At 56.0% G+C, this 23031-nt stretch carries 17 protein-coding genes and 1 pseudogene; 2 read left to right on the top strand and 16 right to left on the bottom strand.

Annotation, left to right across the window (positions count from 1 at the left end):
- Window positions 1–16: 16 nt before the first annotated feature.
- Window positions 17–817, bottom strand: a complete 801-nt coding sequence (gene dsbG, locus A6V37_RS34960; RefSeq protein ID WP_165614498.1) for a thiol:disulfide interchange protein DsbG — start codon at window positions 815–817, stop codon at window positions 17–19.
- Window positions 818–2539: 1722 nt separating this feature from the next.
- On the opposite strand from dsbG, the gene A6V37_RS34965 reads away from it, so the two are divergent.
- On the top strand, window positions 2540–3883 hold the full coding sequence (locus tag A6V37_RS34965) for an MFS transporter (protein WP_165614497.1): 1344 nt from the start codon (window positions 2540–2542) through the stop codon (window positions 3881–3883).
- A 242-nt stretch (window positions 3884–4125) separates the two neighbouring features.
- Here the strand turns inward: A6V37_RS34965 and tnpC are convergent.
- From tnpC to A6V37_RS34995, 6 genes and pseudogenes are all read right to left on the bottom strand, one after another.
- Window positions 4126–5467, bottom strand: a pseudogene (tnpC, locus tag A6V37_RS40275) (IS66 family transposase); the annotation flags it as partial.
- Between the two features lie 99 nt (window positions 5468–5566).
- A complete protein-coding gene (locus A6V37_RS34975) occupies window positions 5567–7162 on the bottom strand; it encodes a GMC family oxidoreductase (protein WP_064271929.1) in 1596 nt (531 codons plus the stop codon).
- Between the two features lie 23 nt (window positions 7163–7185).
- A complete protein-coding gene (locus tag A6V37_RS34980) occupies window positions 7186–8661 on the bottom strand; it encodes an aldehyde dehydrogenase (RefSeq protein ID WP_064271928.1) in 1476 nt (491 codons plus the stop codon).
- Window positions 8662–8712: 51 nt separating this feature from the next.
- Complete coding sequence (locus A6V37_RS34985) at window positions 8713–9723, bottom strand: PDR/VanB family oxidoreductase (RefSeq protein WP_242665967.1); 1011 nt, start codon at window positions 9721–9723, stop codon at window positions 8713–8715.
- 112 nt (window positions 9724–9835) lie between these two features.
- Window positions 9836–11164 (bottom strand): Rieske 2Fe-2S domain-containing protein, encoded by a 1329-nt coding sequence (locus tag A6V37_RS34990; protein ID WP_064271927.1) that lies wholly within the window; start codon window positions 11162–11164, stop codon window positions 9836–9838.
- A 72-nt stretch (window positions 11165–11236) separates the two neighbouring features.
- Window positions 11237–11494: a hypothetical protein gene (locus tag A6V37_RS34995; RefSeq protein WP_064271926.1), complete on the bottom strand. Its 258-nt coding sequence runs from the start codon at window positions 11492–11494 to the stop codon at window positions 11237–11239.
- Between the two features lie 105 nt (window positions 11495–11599).
- Here A6V37_RS34995 and A6V37_RS35000 point away from each other — a divergent pair, with 105 nt between their 5' ends.
- Window positions 11600–12541 (top strand): LysR family transcriptional regulator, encoded by a 942-nt coding sequence (locus A6V37_RS35000; protein ID WP_064271925.1) that lies wholly within the window; start codon window positions 11600–11602, stop codon window positions 12539–12541.
- Between the two features lie 944 nt (window positions 12542–13485).
- On the opposite strand, the gene A6V37_RS35005 is transcribed toward A6V37_RS35000, so the two are convergent.
- The 9 genes from A6V37_RS35005 to A6V37_RS35045 all read right to left on the bottom strand — a co-directional run bounded on the left by A6V37_RS35005 (window position 13486) and on the right by A6V37_RS35045 (window position 22746).
- A complete protein-coding gene (locus A6V37_RS35005) occupies window positions 13486–15000 on the bottom strand; it encodes a methyl-accepting chemotaxis protein (RefSeq protein WP_131799948.1) in 1515 nt (504 codons plus the stop codon).
- A 58-nt stretch (window positions 15001–15058) separates the two neighbouring features.
- Entirely contained in the window at window positions 15059–16228 is a 1170-nt protein-coding gene (locus A6V37_RS35010; RefSeq protein WP_064271923.1) for a porin, read from the bottom strand.
- Between the two features lie 97 nt (window positions 16229–16325).
- Entirely contained in the window at window positions 16326–17471 is a 1146-nt protein-coding gene (locus tag A6V37_RS35015; protein ID WP_064271922.1) for an OmpP1/FadL family transporter, read from the bottom strand.
- Between the two features lie 315 nt (window positions 17472–17786).
- Window positions 17787–18740, bottom strand: a complete 954-nt coding sequence (locus A6V37_RS35020) for a Gfo/Idh/MocA family oxidoreductase (RefSeq protein ID WP_064271921.1) — start codon at window positions 18738–18740, stop codon at window positions 17787–17789.
- A complete protein-coding gene (locus A6V37_RS35025; RefSeq protein ID WP_064271920.1) occupies window positions 18737–19579 on the bottom strand; it encodes a class III extradiol dioxygenase subunit beta in 843 nt (280 codons plus the stop codon). Before A6V37_RS35025 ends, A6V37_RS35020 begins: the two co-directional genes overlap by 4 nt.
- On the bottom strand, window positions 19572–19979 hold the full coding sequence (ligA, locus tag A6V37_RS35030) for a protocatechuate 4,5-dioxygenase subunit alpha (RefSeq protein ID WP_064272042.1): 408 nt from the start codon (window positions 19977–19979) through the stop codon (window positions 19572–19574). Before ligA ends, A6V37_RS35025 begins: the two co-directional genes overlap by 8 nt.
- Window positions 19979–20893, bottom strand: coding sequence for an amidohydrolase family protein (locus A6V37_RS35035; RefSeq protein ID WP_064271919.1), 915 nt, complete (start codon window positions 20891–20893; stop codon window positions 19979–19981). Before A6V37_RS35035 ends, ligA begins: the two co-directional genes overlap by 1 nt.
- A gap of 117 nt (window positions 20894–21010) precedes the next feature.
- Window positions 21011–21712, bottom strand: a complete 702-nt coding sequence (ligK, locus tag A6V37_RS35040; RefSeq protein ID WP_064271918.1) for a 4-carboxy-4-hydroxy-2-oxoadipate aldolase/oxaloacetate decarboxylase — start codon at window positions 21710–21712, stop codon at window positions 21011–21013.
- A 5-nt stretch (window positions 21713–21717) separates the two neighbouring features.
- A complete protein-coding gene (locus A6V37_RS35045; RefSeq protein ID WP_064271917.1) occupies window positions 21718–22746 on the bottom strand; it encodes an amidohydrolase family protein in 1029 nt (342 codons plus the stop codon).
- Between the last annotated feature and the right edge of the window lie 285 nt (window positions 22747–23031).

Below are 23031 nucleotides of genomic sequence, written 5' to 3' on the forward strand. Positions count from 1 at the left end.
GCCCGGCATTTGACTCTTATCGAAAGCGATCGAGACTCCTGTCGGTCTGGGGCTGCTCTGGAAGGCCACTAATGGTGGCCAGTTCGGATAACGGTGGCATGCCAGATTTCGTCCGAATGGCACCGCGACTGTCTTTCCAGACAAAAGTCGGTGTCCCGTGGCCACCGAATGCGTCCATCAGCGCACGATTGGCCGTCAGGGCACTGAGCGTTCCTGGTTTCGCCACCGACAAAGAGGTAATACCGCCTTCTTCTGCCGAAGCGACAAATCCTGTTTCGTTAATTTCAAGCGCCCGCGTGGGCTCCTTCGCTTCCAGAATCGCAACTGCGCGTTGGGAAGACGTTGGTTTGAGAAAGCCGACTGGAATCCACCTCACCTGTAAGCCAGCCTGAATGTAAGGCCGCAAAGCTTTCCATGCGAAGTTGCAGAAGATGCAATTTGGATCGAAGAAAACGTAAATTACATGCGTCGACGTAACTGGTCCGTCAGTTACATAGCGTGCGCTATCTAGTTGTCTGTACGATGAGGTGAGATCCGGTCGACGTTCATAAGTCGAGGCATAAACGGAGGTCAGGTTTCGGCCATTTTCGTCAATGAGTGAACCGACAATGAGATGTTGCCCGTCGGACGTCGTGTAAGCGACAACCTGGCGACCTTCGCTTGCGAGCACCCAGCCTGCAAGGCCAGCTTCCGCCTTGAAACTCGTGACCACTGTCATGTGTTGCGCGACGAGCTTTCGAATGGGCATGGGCAGCTCGGCAGTCGCCGCTGTCTCCGGGGTCTGCGGACTACTTGCTGTTGCTGCGGCGACGCTCACGGGAACGCTTAGAAGTGCCGAGTATCCTAAGAAGAGCATTAGGACCTTCACTGCGAAACAGGTCGAACGCGTGATTGGCAAAGGTCGAAAAGCTAGAGTATTTCGACCTCCATTGACAATCATGCTGATGAATGATCGCCATTTCACTCTATGCACTGACCTTCTGCACACAATTCCGTGAGGCACTGGCGAAATCAATGCACTACCGCGTATTTCACGAATCAATTCGACTCCAAGGGGATTGCACTGCCCCTTGGATCGGAATCGAAAGATCGGCCTGATTCCCCGAACAAACAGCGTCAACATGAGTTGGGACCTCTCCGTGTTTCTGGAATTCATTAGGATTTCTCAGTGACATCAAAAATATGGAATCACCTAATCCAGACCCCATTCCTTTCAATGCATAAAATTTCCCCAGATCATTGTGGACACCAATCCGCCAAGCGAAATCACTTCGCTCGAAATTTCGCCATTCGCAGAATGACTCGACCTAATCTGAACAGATCGGCAAGTTCTCACTTCGCGTCCATTTCAGTTTGATGAAGATGCTTCATCAGAGATCGGCATGGAAAGTAGAGGCGCATCGAATAAATAGATTAGTTCGACAATTTTTTAAACCAACCTACCAAAGAAATTAATTTCAAATCCCTCTGGTTTGCCACAACACAAAACCTCCCTTCTCAATCACGATAAATCTCAATATGCGCTTAATCAATTCATCAGTTTAAAATCCACGCCACACTAGAAAGTGAATCAAAAATATAGCCATCCGGCACCACTCGGCTTTGGTGGATAAACGCAAATCGCCGGCTACAGGTGGCAATCTTAAATTTTAACGCCCAACCTCTTCTGATCATATGAACTTAATGCCGACGCCAACGCGCATGCATGAAGCCTCGTCGACTCGCGGGATTTTCTAGAACTATGGATACGTCACTTTTATATTAAATATCGGCATCCTCATAACATTAAAAATCAGATGCACCATCCCGTCGCAATAGGTGTGTACATCTCAACCTAATCAATATGGGGCGAATGTTAGTGACACGCAGACTGTCGCGCATATAAGGAGCAACCCCTACCCCTCGACCTCGCGCGCTCAATTCTCCGCACGAGACTGCATACAGCCGCGATTCCCGCACACAATGCAGAAAATGCATAGTTGTTATTAGCGCGTGCCGCGATTCCTGTGCCTCGGACAGAATGCCTCGCTCCGTGCGATTCCAAGAGGGGCTCGAAGACACGATCGATATTCTTCATTCGATCTCGCCCCCATCGGATAAGCGAAGGATCGCCCGACAGGCTTGCGGATTAGCCATCTCATGACGACCTAAGCCATACAAAGAGTCCAAAATAGTTTGCGAGTTGTGCGCCGGACCAAGGACGTTGAAGAATCATTCCGTATGACAATCGTTCTCCGCGTGTCCGACATTCTTTCCGCACAACATCACTACAGTGAGCGGGCCACGCAACCTGCATTCTGATATCACTGTGTCACGCCAATAGGGCTCAGACATCTTCATTGCAGTATGCAAGTTTCGCATCCGTACGATTAGGGTTTGCACATTGATGCTGACAACCAAGTTAGCTAGTCTTGAGTTAGACCCGGAGCATAGGGTCTCAACGCGACATAACAAAATTTAGCGCCACGCATGCTCGTGAACTCGCCTGCCAGGCCACGAGGATGCGTCGCTTTCCCGTATTGGACATGGAGACGAAAGAGTGAGTGTCATTGTAGACAGCGCAAAATCTGCGCAGCCAGAGACACCTGGCGAAGTAAAAGGGAAATTGTCCACGCTGCAGTCTTTGCTGGTTTTTCTCTGCTTCCTCGTCGTCGTATTCGACGGACTTGACACCGTGGTGACAGGATTCGTCGCTCCATCATTGGCGCACGACTTCTCGGTTGCACATACCGCCTTGGGGCCATTTCTCAGCATGGCGCTTATCGGCATGACCGTCGGCGCATTGATTTCAGGACCACTCGCCGACCGTATCGGGCGCAAACCTGTACTCCTCGGTTCAGTGTTGCTATTCGGCCTCTGCACACTATCCTGCGCTGCGTCCGATTCCATTCTCGAACTCACCGTCCTTCGGCTGTTCACAGGTCTCGGTCTCGGTGGTGCAATGCCGAGCGCCGGCACTTTGCTCTCCGAATACATGCCGCCATCGCGTCGAGCTTTCTTTACGAATCTCATGTATTGCGGCTTTCCGCTCGGCGCATCGCTGGGCGGATTTCTCGCTGCGACCATCATTCCACATTGGGGCTGGCGGGGTGTCTTCTTCGCGGGCGGTATTGCCCCATTGTTCCTGCTGCTGGGCCTCTTCGCGATGCCAGAGTCCATTCGTTTCATGAAGGTCAGGAACTGGCCAGAAACGAAGATAAGTCGAGTCCTCTCACGCCTTCCAGCCGGAACCATCGTGTTAGGTACTGATACAGCGGCGTCAGAGGGCAAATCCGAAGGCGGCGGTCTCCGCATGATCATGTCACGCCGCTTTATGCCAGGCACGGTCCTGTTGTGGCTCGCGTATTTCATGGGCTTGCTCGTTTTCTACCTGCAGACGAGCTGGTTGCCCACGTTGCTGCAAGGCGCTAACTTTAGTCCACGCCAATCAGCCACGATTTCCGCTCTTCTGCCGTTTGGCGGCGTACTCGGAACAGTAGTCTGTGGCTGGATGCTAGATCGCTTCGCATCGTATCGAGTTGTAGCATGCGCATTTGCTCTCGGAGGCTTAAGCCTGTTCGCCGCAAGCCGATCTCTCTCAAGTGTTGCCCCGCTTTCTGCCGCCATGTTCGCTTCAGGAGTATTTCTGGTCGGCGCGCAGAGCTCCATGCTCTCGTTGGCGATGAGCTTCTATCCCACCAGCTGTCGCGCAACGGGAAGCGCGTGGATGCTCGGCGTCGGACGAGCGGGCGGGATCGTCGGTGCATTCGCGGGAGGCTACTTGCTGCATGAAGGCCTCGGAATAGAAACGACGGTAAGCTTGCTAGCGCCAGCTGCCCTGTTGGCAGCAGCATCCGTGGCGGTCTGCGGCTCCCTCCGACCGAGAACATCTCAGTCGCTCTAGTACAAACATTTCGTACGTCGGGAGGTAGATACGGGGATGCAAATAGTGCGACTACCGCATCCTCTGGCAGCTCCGTATTGACTTCAGCCACCGGATTATGGAGCCATGCGGAGCTGAACGCAGCCTGACCGATAAGTATGCTCGCGCGTACCGGTCTGCCCGATCCCGTTCGTCGCTTTAGCAACTAAACAGCTTGCAAGTAAGCGTGGCAGCAATGACGCCTTAACTGGGGATCGTGATCGTCAGACTGCGCTGCGGAGCTGAGCGGTGACGACCCACGAGTTGAGTTCGTCGATGCGGTTGATCGCATGGTCGGCGGTGCGTGCTAGTACGTAGCGTAGATACGCCTCAGGACCGATGCCATTGGGTTTTGCGGTGCGAACGAAGCTGTAGATGGCAGCGGCACGTTCGCCCCCAGAGTCTGCTCCATCAAACATATAGCTGCGCCGACCGACGGCCAACCCGCGTACCGCGCTTGACTGGCAGATTGTCGATTTCGAGCTGGCCGTTATCGCAATAGCGCGTGAGCGCTTCCCATCGGTTCAACGCATAGAGGATCGCCTGACTTGTATCCGATTTGCGCGAGAGCGGCTCCAGCGCCGCTGCGAGCCACACACGGAATCGATCGAGTAGCGGTCGCGCATGTTCCTGGCGATGCGTACTCCGCTCGTCGGGCGGTTTGCCGCGGATCGCTTCTTCAATCCTCTATAGCGCGGCGATACGCTCGAGCGCTTCGGTGTTCAACGCATTGGGGCGCGCTGCGTGTAATTCATAGAACTGTCGTTGGGCGTGCGCCCAGCAAGCCGCCTCCGTGACACGTCCTGTTTCGTAGATAGCCTGATAACCACCGTAAGCGTCAGCTTGCAGCGTACCGTTGAATGACTCGAGGTGCTGCGGAGGATGGATGCCTTTGCGATCCGGCGTATAGGCAAACCAGACCGCAGGCGGCGTCATGTCGGCCGACGCACGATCATCGCGCACGTACACCCACGAGCGTCCAGTCTTCGGCTTGCCATTGCCCGGTGCAAGCACGGGAACCGGTGTGTCGTCCGCATGCAGTTTCGTCGCCGACATCACGTAACGAAGCGGGGTTTCAACGAGCGGCTGCAGCAGCGTCGCCGCGTGCCCGACCCACTTCGCGAGCAGCGAGCCATCAAGTTCGACGCCCTCCCGCGCGTACATGACCGACTGCCGGTAAAGCGGCTCTTGATCTGCGAACTTCGAGACCAGCACGTGTGCCGACAGTCCGAGGCCGGCGAGATCACGGTCGATCGAGCGGCTCGGTGCCGGCGCCTGAGAGATGTGGTCGCAACACACGCATGCAAATTTCAGGCGAACATGACGGATGACCCAGAAGCTGGCCGGTACGTACTCAAGCTGTTCGGAGACGTCTTCGCCGAGCGACTTCATCAGGCCACCACACTGCATGCACTTCCCGGTGGATTCGGGCAGGTGTGTTTGAATCGCGCGCGGCAGATGTTCGGGCAGTGGCTTGCGCGGGGCCTGTTCCACGGCCGTGCGTGGCGTCTTCGGGATTTCGATCGGTGCCGAGCTTTCGTCGGTCTCAAGCCCTTCGAGACGCAGCAAGGCGCCGGATCGTGACAATGCCTGCGTGCAAGTACGGTCCCTCGCAAGCTACGCGTTAACTCACCTACGCGTCGGCCCGTGATCGATGCCGCCCGTTCAGCACGCGCCCATCATGATGTCAACACCTCTGTCGGCAACCGCCATAACCGTCGCGTTCGTATTTGCGCTAATCACCGACGGCATCATTGAGGCATCAAAGACCCGCAATCCCGGCACTCCCTTCACTCGAAGATCGGCCGTCAACACCGCCATGGGATCATCTGCTCTGCCCATGCGGCAAGTCCCACAAGGGTGATAGTTGCTCTCCGTGGTACGACGCATATAGCTCAGCAACTGTTCGTCCGATTGAAACTCTGCACCGGGTTGACTTTCCTTATGAATCACATCGGAAAGCGGTGCGGTCGCCGCGATGCGGCGAAGGTATTTAATCGCACCTAGCAGTCGCGATTGGTCAGAGGGATCGCTCAGCCAGTTTGGATCGATCAATGCATCATCCTCGGGGTCCGAAGAACGTAGCTTCACCGAACCTCGGGAGCGTGGTTTGACCAGATTCGCCATCAGCGAAATGCCGTGCGAAATCTCACCACCTTGAGGATCTGGCCACATCACGCCTACGCCGTAAATTTGAAGGTCAGGGTCGGAGTCCGGGTTCTCCAGATTTACAAATGCCATCGTTTCCGCACCGTTCGAAGAAACCGGTCCGTCACGAAACGCCAAATAGCGCAAGCCGTTTGTCAGCATTCGCAGGCCTTTGTCTTCGCCGAAGTAACCGTGCGCACCCTTGGTAGTCATGGAAACCACGACAGAATTGTGATCCTGCAGGTTTTGGCCAACACCACGCAGGTCGACTCTGACCTTGATGCCGTGCTCAGCGAGGTGCTCGGCCGGGCCAATACCCGACAGCATCAACAGCCGAGGGGTCGCATAGGCGCCCGCAGTGAGGATCACCTCTGCGACTGCGTAAGCCGTTTCGGTGCTACCGTAGATGCTGTATTCGATACCTACGACCCGATCTCCTTCAAATAGCAGCCGGCTAACCTTTGCTTTAGATATCACGGTAAGTTCCGGCCGATCCATAATCGGACGTAGGAACGCGGTGGCGGCACTGCAACGTTCCCCGCGAAATGTCGTCGTTTGCATGTAGCCGACACCGCCCAACGTGCCTGCGTTGAAATCCGCAGTAAAGGGCAGACCCATTCGCTGCATGGTGCGTACGAAGAGATCAGCAGCATCGACGACGTAGCGAGGATCTGAAACCTTTAGTGGCCCATCGCCACTGTGTGCATCGTTATCGAAGCGCTGGTTGCCCTCCTGACGCCTGAAATATGGAAGAAGATCGTCCCAACTCCAACCTTGCCCGCCGACTGCCTCATTCCAGCAATCGTAGTCGAAGCGTGACCCACGGACATACGCCATCGCGTTTACAGAACTGCTCCCCCCTATGACGCGCCCCTGCGGCACCGAGACTGTTCGGCCACCAAGAGAAGGTTGCGCCTCCGATTCGTACCGCTTGATAAAAGGACTGCCCTCAAAGAGCATCTTGAAGGTGCCGGCAGGCATCTTTAGCAGCATACCGGTATCGAGCGGACCCTCTTCGAGAACCAGAACGCGTTTGCCGTGCTCCGTCACGAGTCTGTTGGCGGTTACGCATCCGGCACTCCCCGCACCGACGATAATATAGTCGTAGTTCATGTATCCTCGTATGCTAACGGGGCTTATGCTTGCGGCAAATAGACAGCTTGGTACTCCAGAAAGGCGTCCAATCCTTCGGGGCCGCCTTCTCGCCCAATTCCCGACTGTTTAAATCCGCCAAAGGGAACGTTAGGAGCCATTTCCAGGCCATTGACGGTCACGTTCCCAGTCTTCATGCGCTTCGCGACGTGATAGCCCCGGGCGGGGTCACTTGTAAAGACAGTGCCACTCAGGCCGAAATCTGAAGCATTTGCGATTCTTATCGCCTCTTCGACGTCGTCATAGACCATCAAGGAGACCACAGGACCAAATATCTCTTCTTTGGCTATCGTCATCTCCGATGTGACATCGGCAAATACGGTAGGCTCGACAAAATACCCACGTTCGAACTGCTTGCTGCGGATACCGCCCGCCATGAGGCGAGCGCCCTCCTTCTTGCCTTCGTCCATATAGCGAAGGACACGCTCGAGTTGCGCTGCGGTCGAAAGAGGACCGACGTGCGTCGCGTCGTCCCATGGGTCGCCAACCACCATGCTCCTCACGCCGGCAACATAGGCATCCAGAAATTCCTCGTACCTCGATCGCGGTAAAAGGATCCGCGTTTGCGCAAAACAGATCTGACCGGAAAAAGGCATTGAAAACGGGATCAGCGCAGATAGCGTTTTCTCGAGGCCCGCGTCGTCAAGCACAACCGCAGCCGACTTCCCGCCGAGTTCCAGCGTGAAGCGCGCCATGCGCGCCAAGCACGCCGCGCCAATTTGCTTTCCAGCCGCCGTGCTGCCAGTGAAGCTCACCTTGTCTACTTTTGGCGATGCCACCAGATGTGCACCCACATCCCTGTCCGCCGTAATGACGTTCAACACCCCTGGCGGCAGTCCGACCTCATGCGCACACTCAGCAAGAAGCAGTGCATCCAGCGGAGTCTCGGGCGAGGACTTCACCACCACAGTACAGCCGGCGGCCAACGCCGCTCCGAGTTTGTAGGACAGAATCGGCAACTGCGCGTTCCAGGGCGAGATGAGAACCGCAACACCCACCGGCGTCCCAAGTACCCGCGCCTCCCCCTGCGGCGTCTTGCGGGTCTCCAGGAACGGGTAGCCTTCGGCGAGCGCAGCATAGTAATCGAGCATTGCTGGCGCGACTGGAGTAAACATCGAAGCGAAACTTACTGGTGCCCCAACCTGCGCCGTCCAAATGCGACTCAGCAACGGCAAACGTTCTTTCACCGCAGCCGAAAGTTTCCTCAAATACACAGCCCGCTCTGCGCCGCTCATACGGGGCCAGACGCCCTTGTCGAAAGCGACGCGAGCGGCATCAATGGCCCGCTCCGCATCGGTCTCGTCGGCCAGCGGAGCGTCCAGCAAGAACTCTTCTGTCGAGGGTGTCGTCAACGTGCTACGTCGCGACGAATGACTTGCAACCCATGCTCCGCCAATATAAAACCGGGAGCGTACGTCGTCGGAAACTTCGGTCGCAGGACTGAATGGCGGCTGTCTCATGGTTATTTCCGTATTGTGATGACTCTGATGACCGCGTGTACAACAATCTCACTAGAGATCAAGAACCAGTCGGGGCGATTTGGATCTCGAAATGCAGATCGCCATGCAATTGCCCTGCGCTTTTTCCTGTGAAGTGAGGAAGCAATCGCGATGATCAGGCGTCCCCTCAAGGACGGATGTCACGCAGGTACCGCAGACGCCTTGCTCGCACGAAGTTTCAACATCAATTCCACGAGCGCGCAGCACATCGATAATGGTATCGCCGGCGCCGACCTCGACTGTCACGCCACTTTGAGCCAACGTCACCTGAAAGCCCGTATTTCCCGTCGTATCGGTGCTTGCTTCGGAGGCACTGAAATACTCGAGATGCACCGCCTCCTCCGGCCACCCCGATTGTGCAGCAGCGGCCTGTACTGCATCCATAAACGGCCGTGGACCGCAAAGATACAGATGGCCCCCGTCAGGGCGCGGAGAAAGCGCATCATGCAGAGCGGCAGTTACGTCGTCCCTATTCAGCCCAAGGAGGAGACGGGAGGCAGTGGAAAGCGCCCCGGTCTCGAGTTCATCGCGAAAGGCCACATGCTCGAGCGAACGGCTGAAATAAAGCAGCTCAAACGATTGCCCCTGCGCCTGAAGCGAACGCGCCATGCTGATCAACGGCGTGATGCCGATTCCGCCCGCCACCAGGATACTGTGTTGCGCCTGCGCCGCCATCGGGAAGTTGTTGCGAGGTACCGAGATATCTAACTCATATCCAGCATAGAGCTTCTCGTGAACCCATTTCGACCCACCGCGCGATTCTGGCTCGAGCTTCACAGCAACAGAGTAGCTGGAAGCATCGTCTTGCGGTCCGCAAAGCGAGTATTGCCGTATTAAACCCGACCTGAGGTGCAAGTCGATGTGCGAGCCAGGCTGATACGCGGGCAGTTCAGAACCATCAACCGCAGCCAGTGTGATCAGGCGAATGTCTTGCGCAATCGGCAACGCCGAGGTCACCCGCACGAGAATGGTCTTCATCAGTGAAAAATCCAGTTCATGGGAAACGATGTGGGTGGCGGGCATCCAGTCGTCTCCGACGAGATGCCCACGTCCTTCGTCTCCGTATAACAACACCGGCTTCCGTCGTTTTACAGAGAAACAGCCAACCGGTTCTTCGTACAGCGCGTGAACGCCGTCACTTGCCTGAGGCTTTAGATTCCAAAGCGAAGAGACTATGGTCACCGGCATATCGCGAGCAGTAACTCTCCCGGGATTCGGTCGAGTCGATCTCGCCCGTGATCACCACCAAGTCCGTGAAATCGTTCTCTGCGGTATTGCGGACCACGCCGCGCGGGTCCTCCCCCGCCGCTACCGCGTTGGCCGCCTCGTCGAGCATGCGGCGTGCGCGTACGATAGCGATGTCGGATGACGAAAGATGTTCGCCAGTCTGATCGTGGATCGTGCCTTGCGACTGAGTGATAGCAATGTCGTGAACCGAAAAGCACTCACCGAGGCCCAGGTAAGCTTCGCTCTTCATCGAACCACGGTCCTGCGAATACAGATCGTCCTTGGCGCGGCGCATGCGATCCCCCTCAGCCTTCTCCGATTCGTACTGCTGTTCGAGGGCAGCTTTGTCCAGATTTCCGCTGCGATGAAAGATGAACTCCCAGCGCCAGTGATGTTCGTCGTCGATAGGAACGTCCCACAACATCGTGACACCGCCTTCACCAAGGTATCCCTCGAAGCCGCCGACCGCGCAGGCGTTGGGCATCACAAAATTGGTAATACGGATCGAAGAGCGGTCCGCACCTTCAATCTTGCGCAGTGTGTAGAGCCTCACTCCGAAGCGGGTGTCCTCAACGCCGAGTTCGGGTCTAGCCTGATTCGAAAACACGCCCCAACGGGCTTGCATGTCAGGACTGGACAGCTCCAGTTGATGCAGATAGGAGGTATGGACCGGATCGATATTGCCTTCGCTTGCCTGCATCCAGTTGCAGTCGCCGAACCAACGCGTGGTGTAGCGATATTCGCTGCCACCAGCAAGTGCCGGATAATTGGGGAAAAGCGGCGGATCACCAGGGCCCATGTACGCCCAGAACGCACCAGCCACCTCAAGGATTGGGTAGGATTTCATCCGGATGCGGTCCTTGGCAGTCGGCGACGCTTCGGCCGGCTGATCCAGACAGCGACCATTCACGTCGAACAGCCAGCCATGATACGGACAACGGATGCCACCAGATTCGATACGACCCAGCGCGAGATCAGTGCAGCGGTGTGCGCATTTTCGGTCGATCAGGCCTACCTGACCGCCGTCATCGCGGAATAGCACCAGATCTTCGCCCATGATGCGGATCGGCTGCGGCGCCGCGCCAGGCGGCAGCGAATCGCTCAAGGCAACAGGTTGCCAGTAACGTCGAAGCAGTTCACCTGCTGGCGTGCCCGCGTTGGTTTGTGTCAGGTATTGGTAGCGATCCGCCCCTCGCGGACGAGGCTTCACCGTGATTGGATGCGTGGTGGCTTCCATGACGTCTCCTGTGTTCTATTCAAAAAAGCTGATTAAATAAAAAGTGGGCGTGGTCGCCCGGGCTGTAAAGGTCTATGCGCCGTCACCAGATTCCTGCCGACGCGGGCCCCTGGCAAGAAACGGGAATGCCAGCACGACCACTGCGGCAGATCCGGCGTAGCCTATGATCAAGCGCCGCATCAACTCGCTCGGGTCGAGTGCGTAATCGTGCCTGTCGAGCAGCACGTTGAGCAGAGTCCCCGCGAGGCAGGTAAGAAACGAACAGAACAGGCCCATGCCGATAACAACGCTTCCGCGCTGCCATACTCTGACGATTCGCAGCAAATCCATTACTCGTCCACTCGATGTCAACGAGTGTTAAGATATATTGATATCAGACTTAAACAAATCGGATTTCTGGCATATCTGTTATGCACATTCAGCAGGGGCTAGCGTATGGAAATCAAGCAACTCCAGCACTTCTCTCGCATTGCCGAGATTGGAAACCTGACACGGGCCGCGACCGTCCTTGGTCTGACGCAGGCCGCCTTGAGCCGTCAGGTCGCGCAACTTGAGGCGGAACTTGGCACTGACCTATTCCGGCGAAACGGCCGCGGGCTTGTTCTAACCGATGCCGGCCAGCGGCTGCTCGATCATGTGCCAAACATTCTTCGTCAGATCGCGCTGGCGGAACGCGCAGTAAGAGGAAGTACCGCACCGGTTCAAGGTACGCTGGTGCTCGGTTTGCCGCCGAGCCTTGCGCGAACTGTCGTTGTGCCGCTGATCGATGCTTTCCGGGAACGGCTACCTGAGGTTGCGCTGCGTACTGTCGACGGCCTTTCGGCGAATCTGGTGGAGTTGGTTGGCATCGGCAAGCTCGACTGCGCTGTGGTTTATAACCAGCCTCAAAGCGATGCCGCCGAATTGCGCCTGCTGGCAGACGAGGAGTTGTACCTCGTCGCCGGATCCAAGACCGGTCGCGCGGGAAAAGCGCTGCCACGTACGCTCACGCTCGCGGACGTAGCGTCGCTGCCGCTTGTGACTGCGGGAAACGCGAATGCAGTGCACGCAGTATTGGCAACTGCGATGGCGGCGATAGGCCTTCAGCCACAAGTCGCGCACGAGATCGAGAACCTAACCGCAATCCTCGACCTGGTCCGGAAGGGTTATGGAAGTTCGGTCATCCCGTTGAGCGGAGTCCATTCATGTATTGGTGACCCGGAGTTGCGATTGCATCGCATCCGCAAGGCCGTCCTAAGATGCAGTCTTTCAGTAGCGACGCCGACCCGCGCGCTTCAGGATGCGTTGATCGCGCAAAGCACGTTGCTGATCCGCGAAGTCGTGCGTCAGCAACTCGCGCAATTTCACAAAGACGTCGAGCAAGCCATCGGCGTATAGGTCAAGACATCGTCCACTGGTAACACAGCCCGAGCGCAAGCACCGGAATTGCCGTTCAGCTTCATAGTAGCCGCCGCATAGCGGCGCAGGTCCTCTGTTCCCGGCAGGCACAGTGTCGCGCGACGACCTGACCGAGCATCCTGTTCTGGACTTTCACGCCGCCATACGTCTTAGTTCTCGATTGCGGGTCGCAACGGCTGATGGTTCGCATATCTCGAGACAAGTACATCCACGGGCAAGCTCGGATTGGTGATGCGCCGCTCAGCCCTGACTCGAGGGAGGGCAATAGTGCTGCAGCACGGAAAAATGCGTGAGCGGGATCGTCCCAGAGGCGTCGACCGTCACTGCGAACCGCACGGGTTTTTCTGGCACAGCCGCGCCGAAGACCTGCATTAGGCTCTGCTTCTTCTGCCACCGACTATAACGACCGGGCTTGAGCCACCTGCCGCGGAAATGAAACGTACCACGCGAGCGAGACTGCCCCCCCCTATACAGATCGTGCCCGGGGATCGGGCATCGAACCAAAGCGCTCCACTTGAACTCGTTGCGATCACGACCCGCTGTGATCGAGTGGATTCTTGCGCGGAACCCTAGTGGCACATCACCAATATTCAGCTCAAGTGGTTTCGACATTTGGAATACCCACGATCTCGCGCGGCCTAAAATAGAAAGTTCGGGCTTGACGACACGGAGGGATGATTACAGAAGCGTGCGCCAGTTCCCCCACGAATATCACTCGTACACGCCGCCGGATCGACACAGGAATGCCGCAGGCCACGCTTTGATGTGCCGTAGTCAAGCAAAATTCGATATAGCTTCCAATACGACCGGATTGGGCGTGCATTTCCAGGACATGAAAAGCCTCCTGCATTAGAACGTCCCGTAATGCTTTAATAATGGTCGCGCCAGCCAGATTCTTCTGACCAGGGCACGACGGCGATGTCTCAAATATCGAAGAGCGATACTGCCTGCGCGACTCCAACCGCGCGCTGGCGCATGTCTTCCGAGATCGACGCAACATCATTGACGAGTGCCGCGTTCTGCTGCGTAGTCAGATCGATCGCCGCGATGGCCTCCTCTATTTGCGTCATTCCATCGCGCTGCTCGGAACACGCAACCTTGATCTCCCCGATCAGGCTGCTGACTGCCACCACGGCAGCCTCAGTCTCCCGCATTCTCGCACCGGCAGTCTCGGCCACCTCGCGCCCCTCTCGTGCCAAATTAACGCTTCTTGTGGCGAGGATGCGAATTTCACTAGCAGCAGCGGCGCTCCGCTGGGCGAGCGTCCGGACTTCGGAGGCGACAACCGCAAAGCTACGCCCCTCAGTTCCCGCTCGCGCAGCCTCTACCGCAGCATTGAGCGCAAGGATATTGGTCTGAAATGCAATGCCGTCTATCACTCCGAGTATGTTTTCGCTCTCTGAGCTCGATGTATCAACCTGCCGCATGATTTCAATGACCCGCTCGACGCTCTCTGCGCCTGCGCGCGCCACGAGCGTAGATTCGCGCGCAAGTCGATCGGCTTCAGTCGCCGACTCGGTGTTATTAAAAATTGTCGCATTCAACTGCTCAACACTGGCAGCGGTATTTTGAACGCTACTGACCTGCTGATCAGTTCTTGCCGACAGGTCGCTATTCCCGCTCGACAACACGCTGGTTCGCGATGACATATGCATAACGCCATCGCGCACGTCAGCAACCGTAGTTCGAAGGTTGAGGATCGCTTGGTTGAGCAGTACCAACACGTCACCGATCTCGTCCTCGCTCGGTACGTTCGGTGCGATATCGAGTTGACCACCAGCCAATCCGACCGCAACGCGAGTGATGTCCAGCAACGGCCGATAGAACAAGTTCGTCAGGATTGAACCCGCGATAGCGAAAAGTGGAAGCAAGGTAATGCAGACGATCGGCAAAGAGCCCCCCCTCGAGGATGCCGCGCAAGCTGCCAACGACATTAGCGACAGGCCCAAAATAATACCCGCAACCTTCAAGCGCAAGCCCACACGCTTGATCCCAGGCAAAGACCCGAACCACCTTCTCCTGGTCACCCTGCCGCCGCGAATCGCCCAACGGGTGCTTTCATCGCTAAGCTTCTGATAGGCATACGCCACATCCGCGGCTTCAGCCGGTTCAATCGGTTGAATCAGCGCCACCGCCCGCCTGCCTGACCGGCTCGGCATAACGTTAGATCGCGCCCAGAAGATCTCGCCGGCCGCCGTCCGATAGGACAAGAATCCTATCCACGGCCGATTGCTCCGCACTGTTTCCTGGATGTCGAGGACGACCGCTTTAGGTATATCCGCCAACAATGACGACGCTGCCATATAGAGCAAAGCGTCGCGTGACCACCCCAGCGATTCCACGAACTCATCATTCACATAATCAACTTGACCATCTAGGGTGACCATTACCAGCGGGCGGCGTGCATTTGGCGTCATATATCCAGCCTGTTCGTGCAATAAGCGCTTGCTTCAAGTAGGCGGAATGCCGGGATCTTCCAGATACAGCGCGTATGCATTAAAAACGCTGCTGAACGCCGACGAGGATGCCCGTCTGCTTTGCACCAGGCACCGTATAGTATCCTGCGCCAACCGCATACGACGCACGACTATTGTTCTGTATGAAACCTACCATCGTGTAAAGCGACGTTCGCTTGGACAGAAAATACGTAGCGCGCATCACGTACAAGTTAGCGTTCTTTTGATCTGATGTCGCAATTCTTGAGATCTCACCGTCCAGTTCAACATACGGCGTAACCATGTACGATGCGCCACCATAGAAGATGTTCGTCTGGTAGTCCGTCGTGGTGGTCGTCTTTCGATGGATGACACCGCCACGCAATGCGACATCTCCCAGCTGAAAATAGCCGCTGGCCATGTATCGAGTCGTCTTCTGGCTCGAGTTCGAAAGCAAAAGTGGCATCGACGGATCGTAAGAAACACTGCCGGGCAGCAGGCCGGGGCCGCCGCGCAGCTCATCATAGACAAACTGCACGCCCACCTGATCGCCCCAGTATCCGGCCAGCGCCGTGATCTGGCGACAGGATGTCGAGCTACCTGGAACGTTGCCAGGGCAATTCGTTGCACCGGGGTTGTACGCCGCCCCGCCATTCACCGTCGCACTTCCCGCTGAGCTCGCCGAATCCCGGCCAGTGCTATATGTTCCCCCCAACACAAAATGATGGAGTTCTCCGAAGTAACTCACTGTGTTATCGGACCGGCTATTGGGCAGGTACGGATCAAGCGACGCCAGAGAGTACAAGGCCGGCCCCATGACCGTCGACTTCATCAACGCGATGTACGTCATGTTAATCTGACGACCGGCGCGGATCGTTCCATACCGCGTCTCAAGTCCTACCCACGCTGACCGACCAAATAACCGATTGCCGTTCTGTAGGGCCCCGGAGTTCGGCGCGAAACCACTCTCGAGTTCAAAAATAGCATTCATCCCCGAACCCAGATCTTCCTTGCCACGCAGCCCCCAACGTGACGGTAGCGAGCTCGAGAGCGATGTCATCCGGATGGCAGATCCGGACGCACTTATTTGCCCCGGCGCCTTCGCCGCCTGGCTCTCCCAATCTATGCCCGTATCAATAATGCCATAGAGCGTCACGCTGCCCTGTGCACGTGCACAAACCGAAGCCAGCACCATCGTTGTAACCAACGTCGCCTTCAGAACTAGTTTCATGTCTCCAATCCTTCAAGAATAATTCTTATACTTTCACTGCACGCGATCGCTAATCTCTAATGTCCAAAAGCATGAATGTCTTCCAAATGCACCACCTTCAGAAATTGTGACCAAAGCTAAGACCAAATACTTCCGTCTTTGAGTAACTACTAAAGCCTGCACTCGCGCCGGTCCCGTTGACCGTCACTGGAAATCCGTACTCGAACACACCGCTTACTTCGTTGTCTCGTCCAATTCGATATGTCGTCCCAACGGAAATGGAAGTGGAATTGGGCAACGCCGACAACAGATTTTGCGCCACCACAGAGGGTCCGAATGCGTGGTTTCCTCGTGAGAATCCGGTACGCAACGTCCAGCGAGAGCTAACGTCCCAGGCGGCGCCGATGCGAAAGACATCCTGGTTCTGCCACCCGAATCCCTGCGCTGAACCCAAGACTGTGTTGGAAACCTCGAAGTGCATCCAGTCAGCCGCTAGCACGACGGCGGGTACGATCTTGTACGCGATACCTACTCCGTATTGCTCCCCGACATCTATGCGACCACCCGCCGCCGCAAGCAAGTCGTTGTCATACCCAGACAACCTCCCCATCCGAATACGTGTCGCGTAGCTCGCGCCAAATGTGAAGACCCGGGTTGGTTGCCACAGATAGCCAAAACGTGCACCATAACCAAATGCACTTGCGATGCCATGAGACGGGACCGGCTGCAGATCCCCTGACCCCGTTGGCACAATCGCGCCCTCCGCTGAAAACCGCTGATACGCGAGAGCCAGGCTTGCACCTATGATGTTGTGTTCGTCCAGTCTGTAGGTGATCGTTGGCGCTGCAATTGCCGTCTGCAGACTCGATTGCGCGACGCCTGCGCCGGGTATGGGCAGCGCCGGTCGACCGTAACTTGTTCCCACTCCGGCTCCAAACAGTGAGACGCCGAGCGTAACGCGAGGACTCAATTGCCAATTGATCCCGCCTTCCGGTACCGGGTACACCTTTCCCGAATGCAGCTTGTTCGACGGATCACCATACTGAAAATCGATCAATGGCTCGAGTAGTTGCACACCAAAGTCGGCACGCGATCCAACAAGAGCCATCCCCGCCGGGTTGGTTCCGGCCGCCCCGCTGTCCTGTGGAAATGCAATCGAGGTCCCGGCCATGCCTGCCGATTTCACATCCAGTGCACTGAGGTATAGCCCGTCGACCGCCATCGCTCCAGCGGAGTGAATGATCGCGAACGCACCCAGGACCATCGAGCAGCTTCGGCCCGAACGGCTAGAATTCCTCAAAATGATGTCTCCATCTGGCTTTATTTAGCCATACTAATTATTTAACCAACTTATTTTTATAAGTCAGTGCGTATCCTATGACACGCCCTTGTCCCGTTTCTGACTTCAATCAGATGCCTAAAGCGAATCGCCAACCCGACGCGAGTTCTGCTCTGACTTAACGCAAGACAAACCCGAACCAATTTGATTTACTGTATTCGAATAACGTCGCGCGAGAAATACCACTTCGTACATAGCTGCTATGTCAGCGCCGATACACAAATTCGTTAATAAAATTTCTCATTTCAGCTTCTGCTCTAGCTGGTGCAGCACCCGATAGCATGGAAGCACACCCATCACGCTCGCGTTCGGTTCGCGCCTTTCGCGGATCGCAGCGAAAAATTCACGATCTTGTCGTGCGACACCTCCCAATCCTAGCTCGCTCAAGTCGAGATTGACGCTTTCTCCCTTTCCGTCGGTCAACTCGTCATAGCGTGCAATATAGGTCGAGCCATCACCTATATATCGAAAGGTCGATCCCAGTGGCCCTGCATTATTGAAACTCAGCGAAAGCGTACACAACGCACCACCTCGGCTTTTTAGCTGGATTGACATATCAAGCGCAATGCCAAGCGCCGGATGAATCGGCCCTTCAAGCACGTTAGCCGCGATGATGTCTTCTCCGGTTTGATACTGAAACAGGTCGACAGTATGAGCTGCATGGTGCCAGAGCAGATGATCTGTCCAGCTTCGCGGTTGCCCGAGTGCATTCGTATTTGATCGGCGCAGAAAATGGGTCTGCACGTCAAGCTGGCGCAACGAAAACTGTCCGGCGAGGATACGATTTCGCAGCCACTGGTGGCCTGGATTAAAGCGTCGCGTGTGTCCACACATCGCAACCAAACCTGTACGCTCCTGCCAAAGTGCTACCGTTTCAGCATCGTCTAGGGAGTCGGCCAACGGAATCTCGACTTGCACGTGCTTACCGGACTGGAGACAGGCAATCGCCTGCGCGGCATGCAAGGGCGTCGGCGTACAAAGAATCACCGCGTCAATCTCGGGACGTGCCAGGACCTCGTCCAGCTCGGCGCTAGCCCGCGCAATACCATAGCGACTGGCAATTTCGTGCGTCCCCTGCAAGTCCCTGCCTACAAGCGCAACGACCTCCGCTTCGTTGAGCTTCGAAATCGCATCCAGATGCTGAATACCGAAAGCCCCGGCACCGACCACCGCGACCTTGACCGAAGTTGTCACGCGTCCTCCAATACCAGTAAGCCGAAGGCTGTGTTCGATGCAGGTACATGGTAGAAGCGATGAATCTGACGTACGGATTCGTTCATCGCTCCACGCATGATGAGCCACATGATGATCTCGAGACCTTCAGAGCCAGCCTCGCGCAGGAGCTCGGTGTGCCCGACCTTCGTCAGCGACAACGGGTCATTCGCCATGCAGTCTAGCCAACGTTGATCATACGCAGCGTTGATCAATCCGGCACGCTCACCTTGCAGTTGATGAGACATTCCGCCCGTTCCGAGCAGCGCCACTTTGATATCCGGGCCATACGAATCGATCGCTCGACGAAGTGCTTGTCCCAGCTTGAAGCAGCGCAAAGCGGTCGGCTGAGGATATTGAATCACATTGACGCACAGCGGAATCACACGACAAGGCCACTGATCGGGCTGCCCGAACATCAGCGACAGTGGCACCGTAAGGCCGTGGTCGACCGACATCTCGCCAACCATTGCGACGTCGAATTCGTCTTTCAATACCAGCGACTCAGTCAGATGCCAAGCCAAGTCCGGATCGCCTTGACACACGGGAACAGGTCGCGGGCCATAACCTTCGTCGTGAGGCGGGAACTCCTCTGCCATGCCTATGGCGAAAGTGGGTGTCAAATCGAGTCCGAATCGTGAAGCGTGATCGTTATAGATAACGATCACGACGTCGGGCTTGACTGCGTCCATCCACTCACGTGCAGGAGCAACGCCGTCAAATAGCGGCTTCCAGTAGGGATCCTGCGTCTTGGCATGATCGATTGCCGCGCCAATCGATGGCACGTGCGAAGTGCCGACGCCTCCAACAAACTTAGCCATGAGTCCACTCCTCAACGGTGCGATTACCCTCGATTGATCTTCCCCCAGAAGTCATCATCGTGCGGAACTCATCCACGGACATCGCGTTTGCCGACATGGCGGCCCCAACGTGTTGCATTGTCAGGCCATCGAAGATGGCGAGCTTAAAAGTGTAATAAATGTTTCCGCCGAGTCTCAGCATAGCGAGCCAATCCCGATCCAGCACCGCGCGACACTGATCTTCGCTCATCTTGAATTTCTGCAGATAACCCCACGAATCGGACCGAAAGGCTTCACGATTGCTCTCCAGATCGAGTGATTTGCAGAACATATTCAACGCGTATCCATTGCGGCAATGTTCACCATCGAACACGTAGGTCCCAGGGATCGTGCGATAGTCGCGCTCGGTAGCTGTATCCATCATTCTCCCCAGTACAGGCGTAGAGGGTTATCGACGAGCAACTTTTTCTGAAGTTCCGCGGTTGTGGCTATTCGAGGGATGAAATCAACGAGCAAACCATCATCTGGCATATGGCTCTTCAGATTTGGGTGAGGCCAGTCAGTGCCCCAAAGCACGCGATCAGGGAATGTTTCGACTATCCGCCTAGCGAACGGAACGACATCGTGATAGGCATCTTGCTCGCCGTTCAGCGCAGGTTTTCCAGTCAGAGATAGTCGCTCCGGACAGCTTACTTTAGACCATACGTTCGGATGCTCGTGCATGAATCTCACGAAGAGATCAAACTCCTCTCCGTCGACAGGCATGGATACGTCAGGCCGCCCCATGTGATCAATCACCAGAATCGTCGGCAAGTCCGTAAAGAAGTCCCAGAGTTCTGGTAAATCTGCAGCTTCAAAATAGACAACAATATGCCAGCCGAGTCGGGCGACGCGATGCGCAATGTCGATCAAATCTTCCTTTGGCGTGAAGTCAACCAGCCTCTTGACGAAATTGAATCGTACTCCGCGTATGCCAGCGTCATGCAATCCTTGCAACTCGTGCTCGCTCACATCGCGTTTGACAGTTGCTACGCCGCGCGCCTTGCCATCAGAGTTCAAGCACGCATCGACTAGTGCGCGGTTATCTGCACCGTGGCAGGTGGCCTGCACAATCACGTTGCGCTCAAAGCCCAAGTGATCGCGCAGCGCAAAGAGTTGGTCCCTGGTAGCGTCACAGGGAGTGTACTTGCGCTCAGGAGCATAAGGAAACCGCTCTGCCGGCCCGAAAACATGGCAGTGGGCGTCCACTGATCCGGGCGGCAACTTGAATTGGGGCAACGAAGGACCTTCGAACCAGTCGAGCCAACCGGGTGTTTTATGGAAACGCTCACTCATCTTCTTTCTCGCACCATCTCAGGTTATTTCTTGATCGGATGTAATATGGCCTGAATCTCAATAGACCACGACATGCCAGCGTCAGAGGCGTTAAACGCGGTCTGCAGACGATCGAGGTCAATCGATGTACTTGAGACCTGCCCGGTTTAGCGATTCGCGCATTGAATACATGTCAAGACCGAGCTCACCCGCGGCCAGCTTCTTCCGTTTCTGTGCCTCGTTAGCTTCGCGCGCTAAACCAGCATCGGCGACCTGCGCCGCCAACGCGGCGGGTACGACGACAACACCGTCATCGTCAGCGATCACAACATCACCCGGATTCACTAGGGCTCCAGCGCACACGACAGGTATATTTACCGATCCGAGCGTCGCCTTGACCGTACCCTTTGCACTGACTGCCTTCGAGAATACGGGGAACTTCATTTCGGTTAGGCCGTAGACATCGCGGCATCCCCCATCGATTACTAGACCCGCCGCTCCGCGGGCTAGAAAGCTAGTGGCTAAAAGGTCCCCAAAGAACCCGTCCGTACTGTCGGCCGTTACCGCCGCAACGACGACGTCACCCGGCTGAATCTGTTCGGCAACCACGTGCATCATCCAGTTGTCACCCGGGTGCAAAAGCACGGTCACTGCGGGACCACAGGCGTACGCCCCGGCATAAATTGGACGCATGTAGGTTTTCATCAACCCCATTCGGCCCATTGCCTCATGGATAGTTGCTACGCCCAAAGCTGAAAGCTGCTGTACTGCACCTGGGTCAGCACGAACGATGTTGCGCTTCACCACACCAAGCTGGCTACCAAGATTGGTATCGATCATGATTCTCACAGCCCTTTCTGTTTTAGTTGCACATCAAGGCGTGGATAAACACGTCTTGCATTACCTTCATAAATCTTGTGCCGATCCTCTGATGACAGATTGATCGAAGCCTCGATATAGCGTTTGGTGTCGTCGTAGTAGAAGTTTGTCTCCGGATCGACACCGCGCACTGCACCAATCATTTCGCTTGCAAACAGGACGTTGTCAACTGGTATAACCTTTGTCAGCAGGTCAATGCCTGGTTGGTGATATACGCAGGTATCAAAGAAAATATTCTTGAGTAGGTGCTCACTGAGCAACGGCTTCTTCAACTCCTGCGCGAGTCCGCGGAAGCGCCCCCAGTGGTATGGAACTGCACCCCCGCCATGTGGGATCACAAACTTCAGATCCGGAAAATCCTTGAACAGATCCGAGGTAAGACACTGCATGAATGCTGTTGTGTCGGCGTTCAAATAATGCGCGCCTGTGGTATGGAAGCAGGCGTTGCAACTGGTCGAAACATGCACCATCGCTGGAATCTGGTACTCGACCATCTTTTCGTAGATGGGATACCAGTAACGATCCGACAATGGCGGCGAGGTCCAATGTCCACCCGACGGATCAGGGTTCAGGTTAAGACCAACAAATCCGTACTCCTTGACGCATCTCTCTAACTCAGGGATGCAGGTCTTCGGGTCGACGCCCGGAGACTGGGGCAGCATTGCGGCGCCAATAAAATTATCAGGAAAGAGTTGCGAAACTCGATAGCAGAGTTCGTTGCATATCGCGCTCCACGTCGCGCTCGTCTCGAAGTCGCCGATGTGGTGGGCCATGAAACTGGCACGCGGAGAGAAGATCGTCAGGTCGCTGCCGCGCTCCTGCATCTTCTTCAACTGATTGGAAGCAATTGATTCGCGGAGTTCGTCATCGTTGATCTTTAGATCTTTCATTGCCGGTTTTTCAACCGGAGCGTTCAGCGCAGCGATCTGGCGGTTGCGCCACTCCTCCAACGACTTCGGCGCAGTCGTGTAGTGGCCGTGACAATCAATGATCATGTTGCGTCTTCTCCAATATGTACCGAGTTACCCACCATGACCTCGCCGCGCGTATTCAATCGCGCCATCCGCAGAAACTCCACGCGTCGAAATGTATGAGGATTGTTTGGGTCGATCTCAACGCAGCGAGTCAAACAGGGACTCCGGATCTATGCCGGGCCGGTTGCGGCGGCTCGCTATCCCGAACTTGCCCATCAGGGGTGCGCCTCACTCAGTCAGTGAATCCGACCCCGATTGGGGGACACCATTACACCAAGCCGCAGTCGGTCGCACGTATCGACATCG

The organism is Paraburkholderia ginsengiterrae, from assembly GCF_001645125.1.
GTDB classification, from domain to species: Bacteria; Pseudomonadota; Gammaproteobacteria; order Burkholderiales; family Burkholderiaceae; genus Paraburkholderia; species Paraburkholderia ginsengiterrae.

Bases quoted from the DNA above. Each gene is read 5' to 3' on its own strand.
- A6V37_RS34975 (WP_064271929.1), bottom strand. From the start codon at position 7,162: ATGAACTACGACTATATTATCGTCGGTGCGGGGAGTGCCGGATGCGTA.
- A6V37_RS34980 (WP_064271928.1), bottom strand. From the start codon at position 8,661: ATGAGACAGCCGCCATTCAGTCCTGCGACCGAAGTTTCCGACGACGTA.
- A6V37_RS34985 (WP_242665967.1), bottom strand. From the start codon at position 9,723: ATGCCCGCCACCCACATCGTTTCCCATGAACTGGATTTTTCACTGATG.
- A6V37_RS34990 (WP_064271927.1), bottom strand. From the start codon at position 11,164: ATGGAAGCCACCACGCATCCAATCACGGTGAAGCCTCGTCCGCGAGGG.
- A6V37_RS34995 (WP_064271926.1), bottom strand. From the start codon at position 11,494: ATGGATTTGCTGCGAATCGTCAGAGTATGGCAGCGCGGAAGCGTTGTT.
- A6V37_RS35000 (WP_064271925.1), top strand. From the start codon at position 11,600: ATGGAAATCAAGCAACTCCAGCACTTCTCTCGCATTGCCGAGATTGGA.
- A6V37_RS35010 (WP_064271923.1), bottom strand. From the start codon at position 16,228: ATGAAACTAGTTCTGAAGGCGACGTTGGTTACAACGATGGTGCTGGCT.
- A6V37_RS35015 (WP_064271922.1), bottom strand. From the start codon at position 17,471: ATGGTCCTGGGTGCGTTCGCGATCATTCACTCCGCTGGAGCGATGGCG.
- A6V37_RS35025 (WP_064271920.1), bottom strand. From the start codon at position 19,579: ATGGCTAAGTTTGTTGGAGGCGTCGGCACTTCGCACGTGCCATCGATT.
- ligA (WP_064272042.1), bottom strand. From the start codon at position 19,979: ATGGATACAGCTACCGAGCGCGACTATCGCACGATCCCTGGGACCTAC.
- A6V37_RS35035 (WP_064271919.1), bottom strand. From the start codon at position 20,893: ATGAGTGAGCGTTTCCATAAAACACCCGGTTGGCTCGACTGGTTCGAA.
- ligK (WP_064271918.1), bottom strand. From the start codon at position 21,712: ATGATCGATACCAATCTTGGTAGCCAGCTTGGTGTGGTGAAGCGCAAC.
- A6V37_RS35045 (WP_064271917.1), bottom strand. From the start codon at position 22,746: ATGATCATTGATTGTCACGGCCACTACACGACTGCGCCGAAGTCGTTG.